Source organism: Nonomuraea guangzhouensis (genome assembly GCF_019396345.1).
GTDB lineage: Bacteria > Actinomycetota > Actinomycetes > Streptosporangiales > Streptosporangiaceae > Nonomuraea > Nonomuraea guangzhouensis.
Genome location: NZ_JAHKRM010000032.1, coordinates 90,599 through 110,204, shown reverse-complemented (window position 1 = coordinate 110,204; position 19,606 = coordinate 90,599). Strand labels below are relative to the sequence as shown.

The 19,606-nt window shown below is 71.5% G+C and carries 20 protein-coding genes; 7 read left to right on the top strand and 13 right to left on the bottom strand.

The annotated features are described in order from the left end of the window. Positions 1-39 precede the first annotated feature (39 nt). From KME78_RS48730 to KME78_RS48720, 3 genes are all read right to left on the bottom strand, one after another. Positions 40-930, bottom strand: coding sequence for an HpcH/HpaI aldolase/citrate lyase family protein (locus KME78_RS48730; protein ID WP_219536815.1), 891 nt, complete (start codon positions 928-930; stop codon positions 40-42). Then, entirely contained in the window at positions 920-2,131 is a 1,212-nt protein-coding gene (locus KME78_RS48725; RefSeq protein ID WP_219536814.1) for a CaiB/BaiF CoA transferase family protein, read from the bottom strand. The genes KME78_RS48730 and KME78_RS48725 overlap by 11 nt, the downstream gene beginning before the upstream one ends. Positions 2,132-2,228: 97 nt before the next feature. Then, a complete protein-coding gene (locus KME78_RS48720; protein WP_219536813.1) occupies positions 2,229-3,146 on the bottom strand; it encodes a LysR family transcriptional regulator in 918 nt (305 codons plus the stop codon). Positions 3,147-3,249: 103 nt separating this feature from the next. Here KME78_RS48720 and KME78_RS48715 point away from each other — a divergent pair, with 103 nt between their 5' ends. The 3 genes from KME78_RS48715 (at position 3,250) to KME78_RS48705 (ending at position 7,695) form a co-directional block, all read left to right on the top strand. Beyond that, on the top strand, positions 3,250-4,566 hold the full coding sequence (locus tag KME78_RS48715; RefSeq protein WP_219536812.1) for a CitMHS family transporter: 1,317 nt from the start codon (positions 3,250-3,252) through the stop codon (positions 4,564-4,566). Between the two features lie 28 nt (positions 4,567-4,594). Then, complete coding sequence (locus KME78_RS48710; RefSeq protein WP_219536811.1) at positions 4,595-6,118, top strand: CocE/NonD family hydrolase; 1,524 nt, start codon at positions 4,595-4,597, stop codon at positions 6,116-6,118. An 83-nt stretch (positions 6,119-6,201) separates the two neighbouring features. After that, positions 6,202-7,695 carry a tannase/feruloyl esterase family alpha/beta hydrolase gene (locus tag KME78_RS48705; RefSeq protein WP_219536810.1) on the top strand — a complete coding sequence of 498 codons (1,494 nt, stop codon included), beginning with the start codon at positions 6,202-6,204 and terminating at the stop codon, positions 7,693-7,695. Positions 7,696-7,798: 103 nt separating this feature from the next. On the opposite strand, the gene KME78_RS48700 is transcribed toward KME78_RS48705, so the two are convergent. Both KME78_RS48700 and KME78_RS48695 read right to left on the bottom strand, forming a co-directional pair. Further along, the gene (locus KME78_RS48700) at positions 7,799-8,311 is read right to left on the bottom strand and encodes a hypothetical protein (protein WP_219536809.1); all 513 of its coding nucleotides are present in this window, start codon (positions 8,309-8,311) and stop codon (positions 7,799-7,801) included. A gap of 3 nt (positions 8,312-8,314) precedes the next feature. Further along, on the bottom strand, positions 8,315-8,515 hold the full coding sequence (locus KME78_RS48695) for a hypothetical protein (protein ID WP_219536808.1): 201 nt from the start codon (positions 8,513-8,515) through the stop codon (positions 8,315-8,317). 136 nt (positions 8,516-8,651) lie between these two features. On the opposite strand from KME78_RS48695, the gene KME78_RS48690 reads away from it, so the two are divergent. Beyond that, positions 8,652-9,125, top strand: a complete 474-nt coding sequence (locus KME78_RS48690; RefSeq protein ID WP_219536807.1) for a Pycsar system effector family protein — start codon at positions 8,652-8,654, stop codon at positions 9,123-9,125. A 6-nt stretch (positions 9,126-9,131) separates the two neighbouring features. On the opposite strand, the gene KME78_RS48685 is transcribed toward KME78_RS48690, so the two are convergent. From KME78_RS48685 to KME78_RS48650, 8 genes are read right to left on the bottom strand one after another with little or no spacing between them, the layout of a single operon-like run. Next, on the bottom strand, positions 9,132-10,037 hold the full coding sequence (locus tag KME78_RS48685; RefSeq protein WP_219536806.1) for an amidohydrolase family protein: 906 nt from the start codon (positions 10,035-10,037) through the stop codon (positions 9,132-9,134). After that, positions 10,034-11,206, bottom strand: coding sequence for a vWA domain-containing protein (locus KME78_RS67630; protein ID WP_219536805.1), 1,173 nt, complete (start codon positions 11,204-11,206; stop codon positions 10,034-10,036). The genes KME78_RS48685 and KME78_RS67630 overlap by 4 nt, the downstream gene beginning before the upstream one ends. After that, positions 11,199-12,077: an AAA family ATPase gene (locus tag KME78_RS48675; protein ID WP_308127413.1), complete on the bottom strand. Its 879-nt coding sequence runs from the start codon at positions 12,075-12,077 to the stop codon at positions 11,199-11,201. The genes KME78_RS67630 and KME78_RS48675 overlap by 8 nt, the downstream gene beginning before the upstream one ends. 40 nt (positions 12,078-12,117) lie before the next feature. Further along, positions 12,118-12,420: an EthD family reductase gene (locus KME78_RS48670; RefSeq protein ID WP_219536804.1), complete on the bottom strand. Its 303-nt coding sequence runs from the start codon at positions 12,418-12,420 to the stop codon at positions 12,118-12,120. Then, the gene (locus KME78_RS66740) at positions 12,414-13,433 is read right to left on the bottom strand and encodes a xanthine dehydrogenase family protein molybdopterin-binding subunit (RefSeq protein WP_219536803.1); all 1,020 of its coding nucleotides are present in this window, start codon (positions 13,431-13,433) and stop codon (positions 12,414-12,416) included. Before KME78_RS66740 ends, KME78_RS48670 begins: the two co-directional genes overlap by 7 nt. 2 nt (positions 13,434-13,435) lie before the next feature. Further along, positions 13,436-14,836, bottom strand: a complete 1,401-nt coding sequence (locus KME78_RS66735) for a xanthine dehydrogenase family protein molybdopterin-binding subunit (RefSeq protein ID WP_219536802.1) — start codon at positions 14,834-14,836, stop codon at positions 13,436-13,438. Next, complete coding sequence (locus KME78_RS48655) at positions 14,833-15,318, bottom strand: (2Fe-2S)-binding protein (RefSeq protein ID WP_308127412.1); 486 nt, start codon at positions 15,316-15,318, stop codon at positions 14,833-14,835. Before KME78_RS48655 ends, KME78_RS66735 begins: the two co-directional genes overlap by 4 nt. 24 nt (positions 15,319-15,342) lie before the next feature. Next, a complete protein-coding gene (locus KME78_RS48650; RefSeq protein ID WP_219536801.1) occupies positions 15,343-16,146 on the bottom strand; it encodes an FAD binding domain-containing protein in 804 nt (267 codons plus the stop codon). A 76-nt stretch (positions 16,147-16,222) separates the two neighbouring features. On the opposite strand from KME78_RS48650, the gene KME78_RS48645 reads away from it, so the two are divergent. The 3 genes from KME78_RS48645 to KME78_RS48635 all read left to right on the top strand — a co-directional run bounded on the left by KME78_RS48645 (position 16,223) and on the right by KME78_RS48635 (position 19,560). Next, complete coding sequence (locus tag KME78_RS48645) at positions 16,223-16,900, top strand: GntR family transcriptional regulator (protein WP_219536800.1); 678 nt, start codon at positions 16,223-16,225, stop codon at positions 16,898-16,900. Positions 16,901-16,972: 72 nt separating this feature from the next. Further along, on the top strand, positions 16,973-18,376 hold the full coding sequence (locus KME78_RS67625; RefSeq protein WP_219536799.1) for an ATP-binding protein: 1,404 nt from the start codon (positions 16,973-16,975) through the stop codon (positions 18,374-18,376). Next, entirely contained in the window at positions 18,373-19,560 is a 1,188-nt protein-coding gene (locus tag KME78_RS48635) for a tetratricopeptide repeat protein (protein ID WP_219536798.1), read from the top strand. The genes KME78_RS67625 and KME78_RS48635 overlap by 4 nt, the downstream gene beginning before the upstream one ends. Positions 19,561-19,606: the final 46 nt, after the last annotated feature.

The following is a 19,606-nucleotide window of genomic DNA, read 5'->3' as shown; positions in this document are numbered from 1 at the left end:
CATAGATCTCGTTGGGCCTCCCGGATACCGCTCTCCCCGTCAGATGGAAGACATTCCGGTCTTCCGGAGAACGGCTCGTGCTCGCGCCGCCATGGCCTCGTCCACCATGTCGCCTTCGAAGGTGATCGCCCCGGCGCCGCGCGCCTGCGCCTCCTCCACGGCGGCGATCATCCGCGCGTAGCGGGCGAGCTCCTCGGGGGTGGGTGAGAACGCCTCGTTGATCACGGGGATGTGGGCGGGGTGGATGGCCATCATGCCCTCGTAGCCGAGAGAGCGGTTCTGCTCGGCGAACGCCCGCAGTCCTTCGATGTCGGCGAGGTTCGTCCACAGACCGGCGATCGGGCAGGGCACGCCCGCCGCCCGGACGTCCAGCAGGACCCGGGAACGCAGCGTCAGGGTCTCGGTGCCCTGAGGGCTCCAGCGGTAGCCGATCGCCCGCTCGACGTCGCCGCCCTTGCCGGTGACCGCGCCCAGGTAGGCGACGCGGGGAGCGGCCCTGCCGATGTCGTACGCCCCGCGCAGCGCGGCGGCGCTCTCCAGCAGCGGCACCAGGGCGATGTGCCCCTCGGGCAGGCCGTGTTCGCGCTCGCACCAGGTCAGGAGCCGGTCGGCCAGGAGCACGTCCCCTGGGTCAGCGACCTTGGGCAGGACCACGCCGGCGAGGCGGGCGTGCGTGATGGCGCGCAGGTCCTCGGCGGCCGCCCAGCCGTCGAGCGGGTTGATCCGCACGAAGAGCGCCATGTCGCCCGTCGCACCGGCGATGGCGTCGGCCACCCGGGCCCGCGCGGTGACCTTGCCGACCGGCGGGACGGCGTCCTCCAGGTCGAGGATGGCCGCGTCGGCTCCGGCGGACTCCGCCTTGACCAGCCACTCGGTCTTGGTGCCCGGGACGAAGAGCAGGGAACGCAGCGGGAGGCGTTCAGATGACACCGCGCTTCTCCAGTTCCGCGAGCTCGTCCGCGCCGAGGCCGAGCCACTGGCGGTAGACGAGGGCGTTGTCCTGCCCGAGCGCGGGTCCGGTCCGCCAGACGTGCCCGGGTCGCTGATGGAAGTGCGGGAGGGCGGCCTGCATGCGGACCGGCCCGAGGTCGGGGTCGTCCACCGTGATGATGTCGCCGCGTTCGGCGTACACGGGATCGGCGGCGATGTCCTCGGCCGTGAAGACGCGTGAGGCGACCACCTCGGCGTCGGCGAACGCGCGCAGGCACTCGGCGGTCCCCCGGGCGGCCACCCATTCGCGCAGCCCCTGGTCCAGCGTCTCCCGTCCGGCGAGCTGCCGCTGCGTCGTGGCGTACTCTTCCTCGGGCAGGCCCAGGAGCCGGACGACGTTCAGCACCGAGCGGACGGTCGCGGAGGTCACGGTGATCCAGTCGCCGTCGCGCGACAGGTAGGTGTTGATGACCGCGGCGGGGGCGACGGCCAGCTGGTTGCCGGACCTGCCGGGTACGACGCCGAGCTGGTCGTGCGTGATGACCTGCCATTCGACGAGCCGGAACAGGGGCTCGAACAGGGCCAGGTCGATCCACTCGCCGTCGAAGCCGGGGTCGTGTGCCCGGCGGTGCAGGGCGGCGAGCACGGCGTAGGCGCCCATCAGCCCGGTCACCGCGTCGCCGTGGGAGAACCCCGTGTGCACCGGAGGACCGTCCGGGAACCCGGTCAGGTGCACCACACCGCTCCTGGCCTCACCGACCTTCCCGAAGCCCGGCGCGTCCGCCAGGGACGACGTCGCGCCGAATCCGGAGATCTGCAGCAGGACGGCCTTGGGGTTGATCCGGTGCACGGCCTCCCAGTCGAGCTCCCAGGCCCGCAGCCGGCCGGGGCGGAGCGTGACGATCACCACGTCGGCCCAGGCCACGAGCCGGTGCGCCACCTGCCGGCCGTCGGGGTCGTGCAGGTCCAGGGTGACGGAGCGTTTGTTGCGGCCCGCGACCTTGAACCACAACGGCACGCCGTCCCGGGTGGGGCCCATGGCACGGGCGGCGTCGCCGACGCTGGGGGGTTCGACGTGGATCACGTCGGCGCCCTGGTCGGCGAGCATGGACCCGGCCAGCGGCCCGGCGACCACATGGGCGAACTCCACCACTTTCAGGCCCCGCAACTGCCCCTGGCCGTGCTGCTGTTCGGTCGCCACGCATGAGCTCCTTCGTCCTGTCCGGTCATGTCATCCTGCCCAAGGCAAGAAATGCGGGTCCAGCACAGAAAGTCGATATATTCATGCTATTTGCGCATTAACCGATCCAGGAGACCCCGGCCGGTAGCTCCGTACGGAACTCTTCGAGCAGGTCGAGGAACGCGCTCGCCGCCAGCGGCAGGGTGCGTCGCGCGCGGATCACGACGTCCAGGCGCCGCTCGACCACGGGACCGGTCAACCGGCGATGCACGACGCGGCCCGGCCCCAGGAGGGGCAGCACCAGGGCGGGCATCGCCGACACCCCGAGACCGGCGGCGACCAGACCGCCCACCGTCGCCACGTTGCCGGCCTCCGCCGCGAGCGTCGGGCGGGCGCCCGCCTGGGCGAACGCCGCGTCGGTGAGCCTGCGGACACTGGATTCCGGCCCGACGGCCAGGAACGGCTCGGCGGCCAGGTCCTCCCAGGTGACCTCCTCCCGGTCGGCGAGCGGGTGCCCCTCGGGCAGCACGGCGTGGAACTGGTCGCGGATCAGCGGACGATGTTCGAGCCGGTCCGGCGACGCGCCGACCGTGGTGATCGCGAAGTCGGCGTCGCCCGACAGCACCCGGCCGAGCACGGCCCGTTCGAGCCCGTCCATGATGCGGACCGCCACCTGCGGGCGCTGCCGCCGGAAAGCGGAGATCATGCGGGGCAGCAGCACCGCCGCGACCGAGGGCAGGGTGGCCACGGCCACCACCCCCGACTCGCCGAGCAGGAAGCGCCGCAGCTCCTTCATCCCCGACTCGTGGGCACCGACGATCTGCTCGGCCACCCGCAGGGTCTCCAGGCCCGCCGCGGTGAGCTGGACGTTGCGGGTGTCGCGCTCCAGCAGGCGGACCTCGAGCACCCGCTCCAGGTCGGCGACCGCGCGGCTCAACGTCGACTGCGAGACGTGCAGCTTCGCCGCCGCGGCGGTGAAGCTCGCCGCTCTGGCCACGGCGACATAGGCGGCGAGTTGCCGGAGGGTAGCGTCCATGGGACCAACCTATGCACATACCGCATGGATAAATCCTCTTTTGATGGTGGACGCGAAAGGTCAGCGCTCGGAAACTTCTCCGTAACCCTCCGAAAGGTCCTCGATGATCGCGCTCCTCGGCTTTCTCACCATCGGCCTGTTCCTGGCACTCACCATGACCAGGCGTGTCTCGGTCCTCACCGCGCTGGTGCTGGTACCGGTGCTGACCGCGCTGGCCGGCGGCTTCGGCGCCGAGATGGGGCCGATGATCCTCAGCGGGCTGGGCAAGGTGGCGCCCACGGGCATCATGATCGCTTTCGCGGTGCTCTATTTCAGCCTGATGATCGACACGGGGCTCTTCGATCCGCTGATCCGCGGCATCCTGCGCCTGGCCAAGGACGACCCGCTGCGGATCGCCGTCGGCACCGCCGTCATCACGATGTGCGTGGCCCTGGACGGCGACGGCGCCTCGACCTTCCTCATCACCGTCTCCGCCCTGCTGCCCGTCTACAAGCGGCTCAAGATGAGCCCCCTGGTGCTCACCGGTGTCGTCTGCCTGGGCGCGGGCGTGATGAACATGATCCCCTGGGGTGGTCCCACCGCGCGGGCGATGGCGGTGCTGAAGCTGGACAGCTCGCAGGTGTTCACCCCGGTCCTGCCCGCGATGGTCGTCGGCATCGTCTGGGTGCTGGTGGCGTCGTACCTGATCGGCCTGCGGGAACGCCGCCGTCTCGGCACCGTGTCCCTGCCCGCCACGGAGCCGGAGCCCGAGCTGGTGGCCGGAGACGGGCCCGGGACGCCCCTCGCCCCGCCGCGCACCCGTCCGCTGCTGACCGCCTTCAACCTGGCGCTGACCATCGCGTTGCTGGCCGGGCTGATCCTGCAGGTGATGCCGCTTCCGGTGCTGTTCGTGATCGGGTTCGCGATCGCCGCGCTGGTCAACCATCCCTCCTGGGAGAAGCAGCAGGAACTCCTCGACAAGCACGCCAAGAGCGTCGTCCTGGTGACCACGATGATCTTCGCGGCGGGGGTCTTCACCGGAATCCTCACCGGGACCAAGATGATCAACGAGATGGCCACCGCGTTCGTCAACGTCATCCCCGACTCCTTCGGCGGCCACCTGCCGGTGCTGGTCGCGATCACGAGCATGCCGCTCAGCCTGGTCTTCACCCCTGACGCCTACTATTTCGGCGTGCTGCCCGTCCTGGCCCAGACCGCCGGCGGCTTCGGCATCGAGTCCGCCGAGGTCGCCAGGGCCGCCATCCTCGGCCAGATGACGACCGGCTTCCCGCTCAGCCCGCTCACCGCCGCGACGTTCATCCTCGTCGGCATGAGCGGCGTGCAACTCGGCCAGCACCAGCGCTTCATCTTCGGCTGGGCGTTCGCCACCACTCTGGTCATGACCGTGGCCGCCCTCCTGACCGGCGCCATCTCCCTCTGACCTGCTCTGATCGTGCTAGGAGCCCCCCATGAAGTACGGCAGAATCGCCGCCGCCCTGTCCGCCATCGTGACGCTGCCGCTCACCGCGCCGACCTCCGCCGCACACGCCGACACCGTGCCGCCGGCCGACCCCTTCTTCTCCTACGCACGGGCCGCCACGTACGGCGTGCACACCGAGCGGGTCTCGGTGCCGTTGCGCGACGGCAGTCACCTGGCCTGCGACCTGCACCGGCCCGCCGGCGCGGACGGCCGGCCCGCCGACGGCCGCTTCCCCGGCATCGTCTACGACTACAACGCCTATGACCAACTGCAGGGGCAGGGCCAGGCGGCGGCCTTCTTCGTCACCCGCGGCTACACCGCCGCCGTGTGCAACGTCCGCGGCACGGGCGCCTCGCCCGGACGCCTCGACCCGTTCAGCGCGCAGGAACAACGCGACAACTACGACCTCATCGAGTGGCTGGCCGTCCAGCCCTGGTCCACCGGCAGGATCGGGCAGACCGGGGTCAGCTACGGCGGCCACACCTCCCTCCTGGTCGCGGTGAACAAGCCGCCCCATCTGGCCGCGATCATCCCCGTCGACGGCATCAGCGACTGGTACGAGAACACCATCTACCGAGGCGGCATCTACTCGGCCAGGATCCGGGACTGGCAGCGCGCCGTCGCGCCGGACACCCTGGTGACCTACGCCCAGCACCCGCTCTACGACGACTACTGGCGAGAGCGCAGCGTCAAGGCCCGCTGGCAGAACCTGGACGTCCCGGTCCTGGAGATCGCCGGATGGTACGACAGGTACCGGGCCGCCATGGTGGCGAACTTCCAGGCCCGCCCGAAGAACGTGTGGCTGGTCGCGGGCCCGTGGGTGCACGGCTGGCCGTCGGGCCAACCCGCCGACATCGGCAACGGCGCCTACCTCGCCTGGTGGGACCGGTGGCTCGGCAACCGCACGGACGCGCCGCTGCCCGCCGCCAAAGTGACCTCGTACCAGGTTCCGGGCACCGGCTGGCAGCAGTTCACCACCTGGCCGCCTCCCGGCGCCCGGCAGACCCGGCTCGGCCTGAGCGCCGACGGGGCGCTGACGGCCGGCTGGAGCAAGCCGGCCACCCTCGGCTTCACCGTCAACACCGAGACGACCCCGTCTGCCCCGGACGAGCGGCGCACCTTCCAGACGCGGCCCTATCAGCAGGACATCGTCCTCGCCGGCGACGTCACCGCGAAGGTGCGGGCCGCCTTCAGCGCCACCGACGGCAACATCGCGGTCGTGGTCGAGGACGTCGCCCCCGACGGCACGGCCGTCCGCGTCACCCAGGGCTGGCTGAAGGCGAGCCACCGGTTCGGCCACGAACGCGCGGTCCCCGTCCGGCCGGGCAAGACCTATGACCTGGAGATCCGTACCTGGCCGACCCACTACCGGCTGAGCGCCGGCCACAGCCTGCGCGTCACCGTGTCCAGCGACGACCACCCCGAGATCGACTCCGACGCCCCGGCGGGCCGGGTCCGGTTGCGCGTGGGTGCCGACGGCAGCGAGATCCGCTTCGGCACGGTCACGCGATGATCCGCCTCAGGACGCTCACTGGGAAGGACGTCCGCTTCAGGATGCTTTCGGGCGCGGTCGCTGTACTGTCGATGGCGTTCCCTTTGACCGTTCCCTCCGCCGCGGCGGCCGAGAGCGGCACGTGCGAGAGCCTGACCGCCACAACGCTGCCCGACGCGACCGTCACCCTCGCCGAGTCGGTCCCCGCGGGGAGATACACCGCGCCCGACGGCCGGATCCTGCCGTCCGTGCCCGCGTTCTGCCGGGTCCACGGCATCGCCAAGCCGGTGCCGGGCTCCACCATCGGCTTCGAGGTGTGGATCCCTCGCCAGGGGTGGAATCAGCGGCTGCTGATGTTCGGCAACGGCGGATACAGCTCGGCCATGGACTTCCCGTCCATGGGTGGTTCCGCGCTGGCGGCCGGGTACGCGACCGTCGCCACCGACACCGGGCACACCGGTGACGACCCTGACGTGTTCCGCCAGGGCGCCGCCAACCCGGAGATCATCGTGGACTGGGGCCACCGCGCGGTCCACGAGACGATCGTCAACGCCAAGCCGATCGTCGCGGCGTACACCGGGTCCAAGCCGCACTACTCCTATTTCATCGGCTGCTCCACCGGCGGCCACCAAGCGCTGATGGAGGCCCAGCGCTACCCCGGCGACTTCGACGGCATCGTGGCCGGCGACCCGGGAAACAACCGAATCGCGCTCAACGCCGGATTCCTCTGGCAGTTCCTCAGCAACCACACCGCCGGCACCCCTGACCCGATCCTCCCGGCGGCCAAGCTGCCCCTGCTGACGAACGCGGCCGTCCAGCAGTGCCGAGGCCGGGACGGCGGCCTGGTGACCGACGACTTCCTCACCGACCCGCGACGCTGCTCCTTCGACCCCGCCTCGCTCCAGTGCCCCGCCGACGACGCCCCCACCTGCCTGACGAAGCGTCAGATACAGGCGGTAAAGCAGATGTACGGCGGCGCCCGCGATCCGCGTACCGGCGAACAGATCTACCCCGGCTGGCCGGTCGGCAGCGAGGCACCCGTGGTGGACGCGTCGGGCACCGTACGGGTGGGCTGGAACGGCTACTGGGGCACCACCGCACCGGCCCGGGCGAACTTCTGGCGCTACTGGGTCTTCAACGATCCGGACTGGAACTGGTGGTCCTTCGACTTCCACCGCGACCTGCGCGTCGCGCAGAAGAAGCTCGGCCCGATCATCGACGCCACCGACCCGAACCTGACCCCGTTCCGGCGCGCCGGCGGCAAGCTCATCATGCACACGGGCTGGGCCGACCCGGTCGTCTCCGCCTACGACACCATCGACTACTACCGCCAGGTGGTCCGCGCCACGTCCGGCACGCATCAGGCCGGCGGCGAGGCCGTCAGGCGGACACAGGAGTTCGCCCGGCTGTTCATGGTCCCCGGCATGACCCACTGCGCGGGCGGCCCCGGCCCGAACGTCTTCGACACGCTGACCCCGATCGTGCGCTGGGTCGAGCGGGGAACGGCACCGGCCGAGATCGTCGCGACGAAGTATGTGCACGACAACCCGGCGGACGGCGTCGCACTGACCCGTCCGCTCAGGCCTTTCACGTGTTAGCGTGCCCGACGCGAGATCACACCGCGGCCCGTCCCCCGCCAGGTGCCGGGCCGTGTCGAGGGGACGCTTGCCCCGCATCCCGCCGTTGTCCCGTACCGCTGCGTCACCAGCAGCGCATGTCCGTAAAGCCGTCGTCGTATATGCCGTCCAGGTGGATGATCACTGAGTCTGTGGCGGAAGTGCCGTCTCCGGAGGTGCCGTCTGCGGGGGTGCCGGGCTCGTCGAGCAGCGTCCAGGCCGTGAGCTCGTAGTCGCCAAGGTCTCCGTCAGGGTCCTCGATCTTCGACTGGCGGTAGTGGTTCAGCACCTCTTGGACGGGCCGGTCGGTGTAGAGCTCGAAGCGGATGGTGTACCAACAGTCGCCGGAGTCGCCGATCACCTCGACGTGCGGGTCAACGTACGCGAAGTCCGCTCCGGGCGGCAGCGGATATTCCTGGATGCGGCCCACCATGCGCGCCAGCCGGTAATCATTGATCCACACAGGCGACATGACGATCACCGCCAGCAGCAGGAACGGCACCAACAGCAGTGCCAGACAGCCGATCCGGCGAGCCATTCGTGAACGTCCGGATTTTTGTGGTGGTGCGGGCGCGGGCGCGTCCTGGGGGGTCGACATGGATCACATGATCGCGTATCCGGCATAGGAATCGAACGGGATACCGGCCGGTTTGGCCTTCGCCAACTCTCCGTTGAAGGAGGCGTCCTTGAGCCCGCCCAGCGCCAGGCCGCAGCTGTCTCCGTCGTAGTCGAACGCCGGCTGGTAGGTGCGGTCACTCGACGGGGCGGACCCGTGACGTCCATAACCCGGCAAAGCAATCATCGCCAGAATTATCTAACGGCTTTCCCGGCACAATGGAGAAGTGTTCGGACGCTTTCGCAACAGGGCAAGACTTCAGCGATCTTCGCGGAGCGCGCAGGCCCCCGAGAAAGGCGAAGAGAAAACCATTGCTCAGGCCATGGCCGTCCTGACGGATCTGCGCGCGGAGATAGGGCGAGCCGATCAGAAGGCAGCCGTCATGCTCGCCACGGCCGGAGTGGGCGTGGGGGCGTTGGGCGGTGCCTTGCTCGCGGGCAGTTGGAATCCCGGGAAACTGCCCGCCGGCGTGGCGTGGTTGTGGTGGCTCGGCATCGTGCTGTGCTCGATGGGGATCATCGGCCTGGCCGCCGCGATCTATCCGCGCTCCGTCCATGCCGCCGACCGCCTGCGGCGGCGCCGGTCGCAGTTCGTCGGCCAATACTCCGAGACGCTGATGACCAGCCTGGAGGCCGATTCGCCGCACGCCCAGAAGGCTTTCCTGCTGGAGGAGATCCGCCGGCTCAGCGCGATCGCCGATGCGAAGTATCGCGGCATCCGGTACGGCATGCTGCTCCTCCTGGGAGCGATCGTGTGCTGCCTGGTGGTCCCTGTGCTTGCCCACATCATCCTGTAGAGCCGGTCAGAGGCGGTAGACGCGGGTAGCCGTCGCGGTGAACACGTCCCGGATCTCCGCCGCGGATCTGCCGGAGAGCACGTCCTGCCAGGTGGAGAGCAGGGTGGGCAGGTCGGTCCAGAGCTTCTCGATCGGGAAGTTGCTCCCCCACATGCAGCGATCGGAGCCGAACAGGTCCAGGCAGGTGGCCGCCACCCGCTCGATCAGCGGCCGGTCCACGCGGTGCACGAAGGTGCCCTGGCCGGTGAGCTTCACCACGACGTTGGGCCGCCCGGCCAGGAGCCCCAGGCCACGGGTCCACTCCGCGACGGCCGGCGGCTCGGCGCCCACCGGCATCCCCGCGTGGACCAGCACGAACGTCACATCGGGGAAATCGTTGACGAGGTCCGCGGCGTCGGCCATCTGGGCGGGGAACACCTGAAGCTCGAACAGCCAGCCCAGGTCGGCGAGCACGGCGATGTTGCGCCGGAAGACGGGGTCCTTCATGCGGTCGGGGGCGGAGGCGAAGCGGAACTCCGGCCGTTCGTGCCAGTGCAGTTGCAGCCGGGTGCCGCGGACGAGCGGCGTGATGGCGGCCTGGCGACGCAGGACGTCGGCCGCCCCCTCGTCGAACAGGTCGGCGGAGCCCACCACGGCGGTGGGCCAGCCCGTCTCGGCGTGTACGTCGCGCAGCCACCGCACCTCGTCCACGGACCGGTCGAGCGGCCAGTTGGTCTGGACGTAGACCGCCGAGGTGATACCGCAGGCGGTGGCCTCCGCGGCGTATTCGGACACGGGGTAGTCGCGCCGGATCGGCTCGTACGGTCCGAAGATCCGCGGGACCATCTCCCCTTGGAGCCAGGGCAGGTCGGCGGCCCGCCAGATGTGGTGGTGCGCGTCGACGATTCCGGCATCGGGCGCGGAAGGGGTCATCGGGTCTCTCCCAGGGTGGACCAGCGCCTCGCCGCGGTGTGGCGGGGGCCGGACAGGACGGCGGGCAGGCGGCCTACCTCCGCCAGCGCGGTGGCCAGGTCGCGTACGCCCCCGAGGTGATCCAGGCTCGGGAGTTGCGCGGCCATGGCGCGCGTGGCGGGGCGGTAGGTGGGCGAGCAGGCCAGCGGGGACCACCAGACGAGCCGGTGGCCGAGCCGCGACAGGCGGGCCGTGGCGCGCACCATGGGGGCGCAGTCGCCGCGTTCGAGCCCGTCGGACAGCACGATCACGAGCGCGCCACGGGCGAGCGCCGCGAACCGCGGGTTGCCCAGGAAGCGCTCCAGCACGGCGCCGATCGCCGTACCACCGTCGGCGTCCGTGACCAGCCCGGACACGGCCCGCAGCGCCCGGTCGGCGTGCGGGTGCGACAGCGCGGCGGTGATCCGGGTGAGCCGGGTGCCGAAACAGAACACCTCGGTACGGGCCGGCGCCGCGCGCAGCGCGGTGTGCGCCACACGGAGCAGTTCCGGGGTGTGCTGCCGCAGCGAGCCGGAGACGTCGACCAGGATCAGCAGGCGGCGCGGGCGCGGTGGGCGGGCGAGGCGGCGCAGCTCGATGATCTCTCCGTCATGGCGGTGGGCGCGCCGCAACGCGTGCCGTACGTCCAGCCGGTCCCCCGACCGGGCCGGTCGTCGCCGCCGGGACGGCGTGGCGGGCAGGACGGCGGGCCAGGCGGCTTCGAGCGTGCGCATGAGCACGCGCCGCCGTTCGCCGGTCTGGCCGAAGTCGCGCGTGCCGTACGTGCTCAGGCTGCTGGCCTCGACACCGTCGCCCGGCCGCGCCTCTTGAGGCGGCGGGTCGTCCTCGCCGGGTCCGCCGGGAGACGGCACGTCACTGTCGTCGCCTTCGGGCGGCGGGTCGGCGGGCCCGGGACCGCCCTGCCGGAACCAGGCATCGAAGACCCGGTCGAAGGCGGGCAGGTCGCCGATGTCCTGGAGCAGGGTGATCCGGGCGTACCAGTACAGCGTGGTCAGGTCGGGCGGCGGGGACTCGGCGATCACCCTGAGCAGATCCGCCCGCTTGGCCGGCGCGGCGGGCACGCCCGCGCCGCGCAGCGCGGTCAGGAACCCCCACAGGAGGTCCGCGGCGAGCACTACCGGGTCACGCACCACCGAACAGCTCCTCCGCGTGCGCGAGGAGCAGCCGGGTGTCCTCCTCGTCCTTGATCAGCAGGCCGAGTGCCCGCCGCAGCGCCACCGGCCACGGGCTGCCGCCCTCGGCGAGCGCCAGCGCACCGCGTGCCCACTCCACCGACTCGGCGATGCCGGGCCGTTTGAGCAGCGGCAGCCGGCGTACGCGCCCTACCGCCTGTACGAGCCCGTCCGCCGCCTGTTCCTCCAGCCCGGGGATCGCCGCGCGCAGGATCGTCCGCTCCCGGTCCGGCTCGGGGAAGGCGATCCAGTGGTAGAGGCAGCGCCGCTTGAGCGCGTCGTGCAGTTCGCGCGTACGGTTGGAGGTCAGCACCACGATCGGCGGAGTGCCCGCCCGCACCGTGCCCAGCTCCGGGATCGTGATCTGGAAGTCGCCCAGAAACTCCAGCAGGAACGCCTCGAACTCACTGTCGGCCCGGTCGATCTCGTCGATCAGCAGCACCGCGCCCCGCTCGGCCCGCACGGCACGCAGCAGCGGCCGGCGCAGCAGGAACTCCTCGCGGTACAGGTCGCCGACGTCCTCCCCCCGGCTCTCCGCCACTCGGACGTGGAGGAGCTGCTTGGGGTAGTCCCACTCGTACAGCGCCTGGCCCGAGTCCAGCCCCTCGAAGCACTGCAGACGGATCAGTTCCAGGCCGGTGACGCGCGAGAGCACCGCGGCCACCTCGGTCTTGCCGACGCCCGGCTCGCCCTCCAGCAGGAGCGGCCGGCCCAGCCGCAGCGCCAGGTGGATGGCCGTGCACAGCCCTTCGTCGGCGAAGTAGCCCTCCCCCGCCAGCGCGGCGGCCAGCTCGCGCTCGTGCGAGGGCCAGGGGACAGCGGGGGTCACCACTGCTCGCGCTCGTGCGCGAGCCAGGGGGCGGCGGGGGTCACAACTGCGCGTGCTCGGTGGTCAGCAGGTGGACGCGCTGAGAGGTGTGGGCGGCGGCGTCGGCCGCCGCGGCCTTGCCGTGCTCGGAGCCGAACGCGGCGGCGCGGGCGTCCTCGTCGTCGAAGTACAGCTCGTTCACCGAGTCGTAGGCCCCGCCGTCGCCGGTGGTGACGCTCACCGTGTACTTGCGCAGCCCGGGCAGCTTCCTGGCGAATTCGACGTGCTCCTCCACCACCCACTTGGCGAACTCCTCATGGGACAGACCCTCGGCACGCTTGAGCAGTGAAATGACTTTCAACATGATTTCTCCAATTTCAAGCGCAGGGCGTCCAGCCCGCGCAGGACGCGTTCGGGGGTGAACGGCATCGACTCCAGGCGCACGCCGCAGGCGTCGAAGATGGCGTTGGCGATGGCCGGGATCGGGGCGTTCGCCGTCATCTCCCCGATCCCCTTCGCGCCGTACGGCCCGTTTCCGGCCGGGCGCTCCAGGAACAGGCTGTGCTGGACGGGGATGTCGGCGGGGCCGGGCATCAGGTACCCGGCGAAGTCGTGCGGCCCGTGCTCGCGCGAGGGGTAGTACGGCTCGGTGGTCTCGAACAGGGCGTGCGACACACCCATCCAGGCCCCGCCCTCCACCTGCTGCGTCGCCATGGCCGGGTTGAGCGCCCGGCCGATCTCGTAGGCGTTGTACAGCTCCAGCACCTCGACCACCCCGGTCTCGTCGTCGACCTCGACGACGGCGGCCGTGCACGCGTGCGCCTGGCAGGAGTCGGGGTCCATCTCCCCGGTCTCGGGCACCGGCGCGCTCGGCTCCTTGAGGTAGATGCCGCGGCCGGAGATCGTCCGCCCGTGCTTGAAGTGCGCGGCCAGCGCCAGGTCGGTGATGTGGATGGCCTTCTCCCGCGCGCCCTTGAGCCTGATGAAGCCGGTACCGTCGGTCTCCAGGTCCGCGGTGTCGACCTCCAGTTCCTCGGCGGCCACCTCCAGCATCACGCCGCGCGCCTCGGCCGCGGCCATGATGACGGCGTTGCCGACGCGGTGGGTGCCGCGGCTGGCGAAGGTGCCCATGCAGTGCGGGCCGGTGTCGGTGTCGGCGGTGTCGACCAGCACGTTCCCGATCGGCAGGCCGAGCGTCTCGGCGGCGCACTGGGCGGCGATCGTCTTGATGCCCTGGCCGAGGTCCACCGAGGACAGCGAGATCACGAACGTGCCCGTGGTCGTGGCGTGGATCAGCGCCTGCGAGGGGTCGCCGCCCAGGTTCATGCCGGTCGGGTAGTTCACCGACGCGTACCCGCGCCCGCGCAGTTTCGCCATCGCTAGAGCCCTTCCCGGGTCGTGGAGGACATACGGCGGTACGCCTCGGGCAGCTCATGCCCGGCCATCTCCGCCGCCTTCTGGATCACTTCGACCAGGGCCGTGCCCTCGGCGACCTTGCGGTGGGCCTTGAGGTCCCCGTCGCGGTAGGCGTTGAGCAGGCGCAGCCGCAGCGGGTCCAGGTCCAGGGCGCGGGCGATCCGGTCCATCTGCGACTCCAGCGCGAAGTCGGCGATGGTCACGCCGAACCCGCGCATGGCGCTGGACGGCGTGCGGTTGGTGAACACGCAGTGGCAGTCGGCCCACACGTTCGGGATGGAGTACGGGCCGGGCAGGTGCGCGGCGGCCTTGGTGGTGCCGTACGGGCTGTGGCGGGCGTACGCGCCGGCGTCGACGTACAGCGTGACCTTGCGGCCGATGATCCGGCCGTCGTCCATCACGGCGTCCTTGATGTAGATGCGCTCGGCCGCGCGCGGCGAGGAGACCTGCATCTCCTCGGCCCGGTCGTAGACGAACCTGACCGGGCGGTCGGCCGCCATCGCGGCCACGCAGGCGACCGGCTCGACCACCACGTCCACCTTGCCGCCGAAGCCGCCGCCGACCGTCCCGCCGACGATGCGCAGCTTGTTGAACGGTGTGTCCAGGATCAGCGCGGTGTTGTCGAGGGTGAAGAAGCACGCCTGGGTGTCGGAGTGGATGCGCAGCCGCCCGTCGGCCTGCGGTACGACGACGCAGCCGGTGGTCTCGGCGGGGGCCTGCTCAATGGGCGCGGACTGGTAACGCCACTCGAAGACGTGGTCGGCTCGCGCGAACGCCTCCGCCACGTCGCCGAAGCGGATCCGCCGGCAGTGGTGGCCCTCGTAGATGAAGTGGTTCTGCCCGTGGTACTCGTTGACCAGCGGCGCGCCGTCCTTCAGCGCCTCCTCGACGTCGAAGACCGGTGGCAGGTCCTCGTACGCGACCCTGATCCTGGCCGCGCCCGCCAGCGCGGCGGCCTCGGTCTCGGCGACCACCGCGCAGATGGGCTCGCCGAGGTAGCGCACCTTGTCCACGGCCAGGATGGGCTCGTCGTCCGGCCCGACGCCGATCAGCTTGAGCGGGGTGTAGAGGTTGTTCGGGATGTCGGCGTGGGTGAGGATCCGCAGGACGCCCGGCACGGCCAGGGCCTCGGTCAGGTCCACGTCCAGGATCCTGGCGTGGTGCCGGGCCGAGCGGTGCATCTTCAGGTGCGCCAGCCGCGGCGGGAGCACGTCCTCGAAGAACTCGGTACGCCCGGTGACGTGCCCGCGCGCGTCCGAGCGCTGGACGACCGAGCCGATGACGGTGAAGTCGCCGCCATCCGCACCTGCGGCCCGTTCGGCGGCGAAGGTGCTCGTGTCAATGGGGGCGAGCCGGTACGTCATCGCGGCACCGCCCCGCGGCGGCGCTCGGCCGCCTCCAGGATGGCGATCACGATGGGCCGGTAGCCGGTGCACCGGCAGACGTTGCCCGAGATCGCCTCGACGACGTCTTCCTCGCTCGGATCGGGGTTCCGGTCGAGCAGCGCCTCGGCGACCATGATCATGCCGGCCGTGCAGAAGCCGCACTGGGTGGCGAAGCAGTCGACGAAGGCGCTCTGCACCTCGTCCAGCTCACCGCCGGTGGCGACCCCTTCCAGCGTACGGACCGAGCGGTCCGCGAGGGTCTCCACAGCGATCAGGCAGGCGGCCTCGGGCCGGTCGTCGACCAGGACGGTACAGGTGCCGCAGGCGCCCTGCGCGCAGCCGCGCTTGGCCGCGGTGAGCCCGAGCGACTCGCGCAGGCTCGCGAGCAGCGTGGCCCCCGGCGCGGCGATGAACTCCCGTCGCTCGCCGTTGACGACGAGCGAGACGATCTGTGACGGCACGGTCCACCTCTCAGCTGGCTCGTTTCAGGGGAGGAAGGCGCGGCGCAGATGCACGGGCAGGACCCGGGCCCGGTACCACGCGCTGGCGTAGGCGTCGTCGAAGGGGTCGATGTCGTCGTGGGCCGCCGCGCCGGCCTCGGTGAGGACCTCGTGGGTCAGCGGGCGGCGCCGCAGCAGACGCTCGGCCGACAGCGCGCGGACCGGACGCGGGGCCACTCCCCCGAGCGCGATCCTGGAGAAGGTGACCAGGCCGTCGGCGGTACGGGTCACGGAGGCGACGGTCACGATCGCCGCCGAGTTCAGGCGGCGGCGCATGGCCTTGTGGTAGTGCCAGGCGCCCGGCTCGGGAAGCGCGGCCCGTACCGCCACCACGATCTCGCCCGGGGCGACCCCGGAGGTCAGCACGTCGGCCACCGGCGCGTCACGCCGGCCGTCCGGCCCGGCGATCTCGCAGGTCGCGTCAAGGGCGAGCAGGCAGACGGCCAGGTCGCCGTACGGCTGGGCGACGAACAGGTTGCCGCCCACGGTGGCCTGGTTGCGGATGGTCGGGGAGGCGATCGTCCGCAGCGCCGGGCGCAGGAAGGCGAGCCCGGGATGCTCGCCGACGGCGGTGAGGGTGGCCGCCGCGCCGATCCTGGCCACCCCGTCGCGGACCTCGACGCCGTCCAGCCCGGCCCGGCACAGGCTGACCAGCTCGGTCGCGGGCGCGGCCCCGCTGTTCATCAGCGGCATCACCACGGTGCCGCCACCCATGATCCAGGCACCCTGCGCCGAGTAGGTGATCGCGGCCTCGGCGGACTCCGGCACGTGCACCGCCTGGATCACCATGTGCGGCCCCTCTCGTCAATTATCGATAATTGATTATCGTGTGGATGACGTCAAGAGGAGCATTAGGATCGGTCTCATGACCGAAGAGCCCTCCAAGCTGCCGCGGCTCACGCTGGCGCGGCAGATCCGCGACTCGCTGGTCAGCAGGATCGTGTCCGGCCAGTTCAGGCCCGGCGAGCGGCTGGTGGAGACGCGGCTCGCGGCGACCTACGGCACCAGCCAGGCACCCGTGCGCGAGGCGCTGCGCGAGCTGGAGGTCATGCGGCTGGTGGAGACCCAGCCGCGCCGCGGCACCTTCGTCCGGCCCTTCGTCCAGGAGACGCTGCGCGAGAGCTACGTCGTACGGGCGGCGCTGGAGGAGACGGCCACCCGGCTCGCCCTGCTGGCCGGGACCGTGCCGGTGGAGGCGCTGCGGGCGGATGTGGCGGCGATGCGGGCCGCCGCCGAGCGCGGCGACGGCGAGGCGTCGGCGCGCGCCAGCGTGTCCTTCCACCGGCGCATCGTGGAGGCCGCGCACAACGAGCTGCTCAAGCTCTCCTGGGAGGGCCTGCAGATCGAGGCGCGCACGTCGGTCACGATGGTCGCCACCGAGGTCGACCTGCACGACATCGTGCGCGACCACGCCGAGTTGCTGGCCGCGATGGAGGACGGCGACCTGGAGACCGCGTGCCGGCAGGCCCGCGACCACCAGTGGCACTACGCCGACCTCCCGCACGACGCCCACGGCCGCACGCGCGACTCCGCCGCGGGCTGACCGGTGTGAGTTGGTTTTCGGTATCTTGCGTAGTTCAAGACGGACCGAAACCTGCGACAGAAGGGACGGCACGTGCTCGACGACGCCGGTCTCCAGGCGCTCCGCGATGCGGCGCGTCTCTCTCCGGACAACCTTCCCCTCCGGCAGCACCTCGCCGGGCAGCTCCTGGCCAAGGGGTACCTCGGCGAGGCCGAGGCCGAATACCGCGCCGCGCTCGTCCTCGCGCCCAAGGACGCGGACATCACGGCCGGGCTGGCGGAGGCGTTCGTCCGGCAGAGCGCCTTTGGCGCCGCGCTGGCCGCGCTCGAGCCGTTGCTGACCTCGTCCGCCTACCAGCCCAAGCTGGGTGTGCTGGCGGCTCGGGCGCTGCTCGGTGAGGGGGACACGGCCGGGGCGGCCTACCGCTATCACGAGGCGGTCTCCCGTGATCCGTCCGTGGGCGATCCTGACCTGGCCGCCCGGCTGTCGGCCCCACCCGTGACGCCGTACGCCGCACCGCCGGCGCCCGCCTCGCCCTACGCCGCACCCGCTCCGCACGCGTCGCCGTACCCGGCACCGCCCGCGCCCGCACCCGCGCCCGCTCCGGCGGATCAGGCCACCGCGGAGGTCGAGCGTTCCAAGCTCACCTTCGCGGAGGTGGCGGGCATGGAGGCGGTGAAGGAGTCGCTGCGGGTCAAGCTCCTGCTGCCGATCCAGCAGCCGGACCTGTTCGCCGCGTACGGCAAGCGCGCCGGCGGCGGGGTGCTGCTGTACGGCCCGCCGGGAGCGGGCAAGACGCACCTGGCCAGGGCCGCCGCCGGAGAGCTCGGCGCGTCGTTCGTCAACGTCGGACTGGCCGACATCCTGGACATGTACATCGGCTCCAGCGAGCGCAACCTGCGGGCCACGTTCGATCTGGCCCGCCGTAACCGGCCGTGCGTGCTGTTCTTCGACGAGGTCGACGCGCTGGCCGCCCGCCGTTCGGACATGCGCCAGGCGCACACGCGGCAGTTGGTCAACCAGTTCCTGGCCGAGCTCGACGGCGTCGACCAGAACGCCAACGAGGGTGTCCTGGTGCTGGCGGCCACGAACGCCCCCTGGTACGTGGACGTGGCGTTCCGTCGTCCCGGCCGGTTCGACCAGCCGGTGTTCGTACCGCCGCCCGACCCGGCGGCCCGCGCGGCCATCCTGCGCATCCTGTGCCGGGACAAGCCGCTGGCCGAGATGGACTTCGACGCGGTCGCACGGGTCACCGACCACTTCGTCGGGGCGGACCTGAAGGGTGTGGTGGACCGGGCGGTGGAGGTCAAGCTCCAGCAGTCGATCAGCGCGGGCCGGCCCATCCCGCTGTCGACGCCCGACCTGCTGGCCGCGGCGCAGAGCGTACGGCCGACCGCGGTTCGCGAGTGGATGGCCACCGCGCGCAACTATGTGATGCACGCCAACGACTCCGGCGCCTGGGACGAGCTGATGCCCTGGGTCAAGGGCAAGTGGTGACCGTCGCCGACCCGGTACAGCGGGCGCGCACGCTGCTGCAGATGCGCCGCCCGGCCGAGGCCGAACGGGAGCTGCGCGGGGCCCTCGCCCAGGAACCGCAGCACATCAGCGCACACTCCTTCCTGGCCCTCGCCCTGGTCCAGCAGGGCAGCGTGGCCGAGGCGATCGCGGAGGCCTATGAGGCGGTACGGCTGGCGCCCGACCAGTGGTTCCCGCACTACGTGGCCGGACAGGTGCTGCTGCGCGCCGGCCGGCCCGATGAGGCGCTGACCGCCGTTCACGCCTCCCTGGACCTCGAGCCCGAGTACGCGCCGACCTGGGAGCTGCTGGCCCGCGTCCACGTGTTCAAGGGCCAGTGGCCGCAGGCGGCCGACGCGGCCCGCCGCGGGCTGGCCGTCGATCCGCAGGAGTCCGACCTGGCCAGCCTGCTGGCGGTGGCTCTCACCGGGCTCGGCGATGCGGAGCAGGCCACGGCCGCCGCCGCGCACGCCGTACAGCTGGACCCGGAGAGCGCCACCGCGCACCTGGCGTACGGCCGCGCGGCGCTGGCCTTCGGCGACCCCCGGCGGGCGGCGGACGCCTTCCGCGAGGTGCTCCGCCTCGACCCCGGCTTCGACCAGGCCCGGGACCTCCTCGTGCTGGCGCTGAAGCAGCGCAATCCCCTCTACCGGCAGCTCGCGCGGTTGCGGGGCAGGTTCCGTGGGGGGTGGCGGCTGGTGTTCCTGCTGCCCGCGGTCCCGCCCCTCATCGTGGTCTTCATCCTCATCGCGGTCCTGCACTGGGCGGCGTGGGTCGCCGAGGCCTGGACCACGCTCCGGCTGGCCCGCGCCAAGGCCACCCGGCTGCTCTTCGAGGGCGCCGATTCCCGCGTCGCCATCCTGTGCTGCGGCCTCGTGATCGCGGGCGCGGCGCTGCTCGTCCTAGGCGTGGCCCTCGGTCAGGACGCGCTCGGCACCGCGGGCGTGGCCGTCATGGCGCTGGTCACCGCCGTTCAGGAAGCCGTGCACACGGGCTCGGCTCGCGGGCGCGCGCTCCTGTACGGCTGGACGGCCGTGCTCGTCCTGGCGATCGTCACGTCGGTGGTGCTCGGGTCGGCGAGCATGGCGCTGTTGAGTGTGTACGCCGGGCTGGCCACGATCTGGGGGGCGGCGGGCGTACGGCGGGTGCTGGGCCACGAGGGGTAGTTCGCCGGCGAGGCCCACCCGCGCTACTACGCTTAATGATCATGGT

Excerpts from the sequence above, each read along its gene's own strand:
- KME78_RS48645 (WP_219536800.1), top strand. The coding sequence starts at position 16,223 with ATGACCGAAGAGCCCTCCAAGCTGCCGCGGCTCACGCTGGCGCGGCAG.
- KME78_RS48690 (WP_219536807.1), top strand. The coding sequence starts at position 8,652 with ATGGCCGTCCTGACGGATCTGCGCGCGGAGATAGGGCGAGCCGATCAG.
- KME78_RS48670 (WP_219536804.1), bottom strand. The coding sequence starts at position 12,420 with ATGTTGAAAGTCATTTCACTGCTCAAGCGTGCCGAGGGTCTGTCCCAT.
- KME78_RS48685 (WP_219536806.1), bottom strand. The coding sequence starts at position 10,037 with ATGACCCCTTCCGCGCCCGATGCCGGAATCGTCGACGCGCACCACCAC.
- KME78_RS48695 (WP_219536808.1), bottom strand. The coding sequence starts at position 8,515 with ATGATTGCTTTGCCGGGTTATGGACGTCACGGGTCCGCCCCGTCGAGT.
- KME78_RS66740 (WP_219536803.1), bottom strand. The coding sequence starts at position 13,433 with ATGGCGAAACTGCGCGGGCGCGGGTACGCGTCGGTGAACTACCCGACC.
- KME78_RS48715 (WP_219536812.1), top strand. The coding sequence starts at position 3,250 with ATGATCGCGCTCCTCGGCTTTCTCACCATCGGCCTGTTCCTGGCACTC.
- KME78_RS48650 (WP_219536801.1), bottom strand. The coding sequence starts at position 16,146 with ATGGTGATCCAGGCGGTGCACGTGCCGGAGTCCGCCGAGGCCGCGATC.
- KME78_RS48710 (WP_219536811.1), top strand. The coding sequence starts at position 4,595 with ATGAAGTACGGCAGAATCGCCGCCGCCCTGTCCGCCATCGTGACGCTG.
- KME78_RS66735 (WP_219536802.1), bottom strand. The coding sequence starts at position 14,836 with ATGACGTACCGGCTCGCCCCCATTGACACGAGCACCTTCGCCGCCGAA.
- KME78_RS48720 (WP_219536813.1), bottom strand. The coding sequence starts at position 3,146 with ATGGACGCTACCCTCCGGCAACTCGCCGCCTATGTCGCCGTGGCCAGA.
- KME78_RS48700 (WP_219536809.1), bottom strand. The coding sequence starts at position 8,311 with ATGTCGACCCCCCAGGACGCGCCCGCGCCCGCACCACCACAAAAATCC.